This is a genomic window from Edaphobacter sp. (genome assembly GCF_035532915.1).
Taxonomy (GTDB): Bacteria; Acidobacteriota; Terriglobia; order Terriglobales; family Acidobacteriaceae; genus Edaphobacter.
Genome location: NZ_DATKQC010000467.1, coordinates 1 through 3,566 on the forward strand (window position 1 = coordinate 1; position 3,566 = coordinate 3,566).

Below are 3,566 nucleotides of genomic sequence, written 5' to 3' on the forward strand. Positions count from 1 at the left end.
GGGCCGACCTTCTTTATTACCGGCAAGGACAAAGGCAAGCTCAGCTACTTCTGGGACCACGTCTACCTCAAGGCAAAGTCCGGCCCGAACCTGGGCGGGATCGTAAATCCCGATTCGGGCGAGGCCATTCTCGACTCGGAGATGGAGAAGCTCACGACCCTCGACTTTCGCGACAAGCAGAAAGTCGCGGAGACGCTGGTATCACCGCGCAACGGGACGACGCGATTCTCGGCTCTCTGGCAGGCGGACCGCAACCGGATTCAGCGTATGGCGCCGATCGAATATATCGGTCGCTACATGGCTGGCTGGTTCGACTTCGCGATTGCCGACGAACTGCACCAGTTGGCCGGCGACACGGCCCAGGGCAACGGCCTCGGCGTCCTCGGACGCGCCGCGCAACGCCTGATCGCGCTTACAGGCACTCTGATGGGCGGCTATGCGGACGACCTGTTCAACATCTTCTACCGTATGGAGCCGCGCGCAATGGTACGCGAAGGCTTTGCTTACGGCGGACAAGGCAGGCGCGATTTTCAGGAACAGTACGGCGTCCTTGAGACCGTCGAGAAGATTGAAGGCTCAGACAACGCCTGCTCGCGGGCCACGAAGAAGACGGTGCGCGTCCTGCGCAAGCCCGGGGCTTCGCCGCTTCTGTTCGGCAAGTTTTTGATGAACACGACGGCCTTCCTGGCCCTCGAAGACATCTCCGACAATCTGCCTCGCTACGACGAGAGCGTCGTCTCGGTGGACATGGACGAAGCTCTCCAGCAGGCCTACGAACAGCTGGAAGAGGACATCCGCTCCGCGATGAAGGAACATCGCGGCAACAAGAGCCTGATGAGCATCCTGCTCAATACGCTCCTACTCTATCCCGACCATCCCTACGACTTCGACGAGATCTGGGCGCGGGCCTTCGATCCGCAGACCAAGGAGTATGTGAAGTTCCTCGTGACGGTGCCGGAGAACCTCACGCGGGAGGCTCTCTACGCGAAGGAGCGCGCGCTGATCGCCGATGTAAAGGAGGAACTGCGCCAAGGCAGGCGCTGTCAGGTCTATGCGACCTACACTGGGGAGAAAGATGTCACGGCGCGGTTGGAGACGGTGTTGCGACAGGAAGGCATTCGCGTTGCCGTGCTGCGCTCCTCAGTGCCGACCGACAAGCGGGAGGACTGGTACGAGCGGCAGCTGAAGGCCGGGATCGAGGTCGTCATCTGCCATCCCAAGCTGGTTGAAACGGGTTTGGACCTGTTGGCGTTTCCGACCCTCTACTTCTACGAGACGGGATACTCGCTGCACACACTGCGGCAGGCGAGTCGAAGATCGTGGCGCATCGGGCAGCGGTTCCCAGTCCGAGTGAAGTTTGTCACATACTCTGGCACGATGCAGGAGACGTGCCTCCGGCTGATGGGCAAGAAGATGCTGGTGGCCCTGATGATGGAGGGCAAGTTTTCGGGAGAAGGTTTGCAGGCGCTCGACACCGATGAAGACCTGATGAGCGCGATGGCCCGCGAACTGGTGGAGAAGGCCGGTGTGGGAGAATCGGCCGATGCGGTATGGCGCGAGCTTGACCACGAACGCGAAAAGGTACTGCCACGCGGTCCGGCTGCGGAGCCGGAACCCGAAGATGAATCGACCCCTGTGCTCGATCTGCCAATACCGGCTGCCGCACCTTCGGCGCCAGTGACATTCGGAATTCACCTGTCGGATCCGAGCCCACCGACAAAGAAGCGGAAGAAGGCCGCCATGTGGCCCACGGCCACCGAGACCAACGTGCAGCTCAGTCTCTTCGAATGAGCCGACGCGTTTTCAACTTGAGAGGTGACATTATGTGCGAGGAACGGGAAAAGGTTCGTTGCCGCAATTGCGAACTCGTCCAATGGAATGATCGAGCCAATTGCCGGCGTTGTGGCGGCGCTCTGCCCGAGCCGCTCGTGAAGATCGTTGAGCGAGTTGTCGAGAAGGTTGTAATTCGGCATGACCCTGAATGCATTCAGAGCTTGGCCCAGGCCCGCGATCTGATCTCGGCCGCAGCGGATCGGCTAACGCAACGGGCTGCCGAAGCGGCAACTCCACTCGTACTGGCCCAGGTTCAAGAGACCGGAGCCTTTCCAACGATGGCGGAGGTGGAGCGGGCGATGATCCTGGCGGCCTACCAGAAGTCGAATCGGAGGCCGCTAGAAGCGGCCCGGTTGCTGGGTATCGGCAAGACGACGCTCTACCGGAAGCTCCGGGAGATGGGCCAGGCGCTTTCGGCCGCAGCTTGATGCGGTTTGAATCACCCCTCGCGTTCGGCGAGGAGGCGTTCCGCACCAATAACCAACGATGATAGGGTTGTCGCTGGGAGAGCAGTTCCACCGAGGCCGACAGATCCGGCCAACCAAGGGCAAAGCAAAAGGTCAGCTACGGCTGGCCTTTTGCTTTTGCATGAGGGTGCTATGCCCAAAGGCCCATTTCTCCCTTCGGAGTTTGTTCCCACCAAATTCTCGACCGCAACCGACAAAGCTGATTTCGGCAACGCTTTGCTGCACTTTCTCGATGTTAGCTGTGCACGGGACCTCTTCACCAAAAAGCTCTACAACCGCATTTCGATGACCTTCGGCAACATCGCCCACAACGATATCCATGGTTTTTACTCGACATGGTTCACCAGAGACCGTCATCGCATGGCGTTCATCGAGAAGATTCTGCGCTGGCCATGCCACGGCGATCCCGAGTTCACCTTCAGCGATGTGGAGCATGCGGTCCAGCGTGTCGTGTGCGAGCGCAACTACCTCGCGCGTTACCAGTTGAAGGCAGCGGAGGCGCTTCGAGCGGCGGAAATAGGCGAGCTCGAACGCCTGGAAGCCAAGTACCGCCCGCCGCGGGCGATTGAAAGTGCAGCTCCGGCAACAGAGCCACCGCACACGGAGGCGGAATCCAAACCAATTCCGCCAGCCATCCCAGTTCAGATAAGTCTCTTCTAGCCACTGCCGAAAGGGGACACTATGGGTTATTCCGTCTACTACCGTGGCAAGATCGAGATCGTTCCGCCGCTTACCGAAGAACACGCCGAGATTGTGCTGGCCTTTTCAAAATACGAACGTGCCGAGAAGACCGCGTCGATCTTCGAGGCTGTTGCAGCCAGCGCGGAACCGGATTTGCCTGGCCACGCCGGGCTGTTTGAACTCTCGGAGGGTCGAGACCTGATCGTTCCAGACGAGTCCGAGAGCCGGCATGGACTGCGTCTGTGGCTGGTGCTCCTGATCGAGCATTTTCTCGGTCCTTTGGGTTACGTCCTCAACGGCGAAGTCTCCTGGACCGCGGATGATCTGGATGACCGCGGCTGCATCTTCGTTATGGGCAATGCGGTTGAGTGCGTCGACGACTTCATCATCAACCAAGGTCCAAGCTGGTCGCCCGAGCACTATTCCGATGACCGACTGAAGGCCATCATTCAGGAATTGATCGATTCGGCAGACTCCACCGGCTGTTCGCCGGACCTGACAGTCGTGGGGTCGAAGGCAGTCGATTCTCTTCGCGAGGCTCTTTCGCGCCTTTGATGTTTTGATACCCGGTCCACGACCATCGCT

General features: G+C 59.6%; 4 protein-coding genes. All 4 read left to right on the forward strand.

What is annotated here, in order from left to right; all coding sequences use genetic code 11:
* A partial coding sequence (locus VMU57_RS21815) for a helicase-related protein (protein WP_325387297.1) occupies positions 1 to 1,791 on the forward strand: 1,791 nt, incomplete at its 5' end.
* A gap of 137 nt (positions 1,792 to 1,928) precedes the next feature.
* Positions 1,929 to 2,261 carry a helix-turn-helix domain-containing protein gene (locus tag VMU57_RS21820; RefSeq protein WP_325387299.1) on the forward strand — a complete coding sequence of 111 codons (333 nt, stop codon included), beginning with the start codon at positions 1,929 to 1,931 and terminating at the stop codon, positions 2,259 to 2,261.
* 171 nt (positions 2,262 to 2,432) lie between these two features.
* Positions 2,433 to 2,960, forward strand: a complete 528-nt coding sequence (locus VMU57_RS21825) for a hypothetical protein (RefSeq protein WP_325387301.1) — start codon at positions 2,433 to 2,435, stop codon at positions 2,958 to 2,960.
* A gap of 21 nt (positions 2,961 to 2,981) precedes the next feature.
* Positions 2,982 to 3,536, forward strand: coding sequence for a hypothetical protein (locus tag VMU57_RS21830; RefSeq protein ID WP_325387303.1), 555 nt, complete (start codon positions 2,982 to 2,984; stop codon positions 3,534 to 3,536).
* The last annotated feature ends 30 nt before the right edge of the window (positions 3,537 to 3,566 follow it).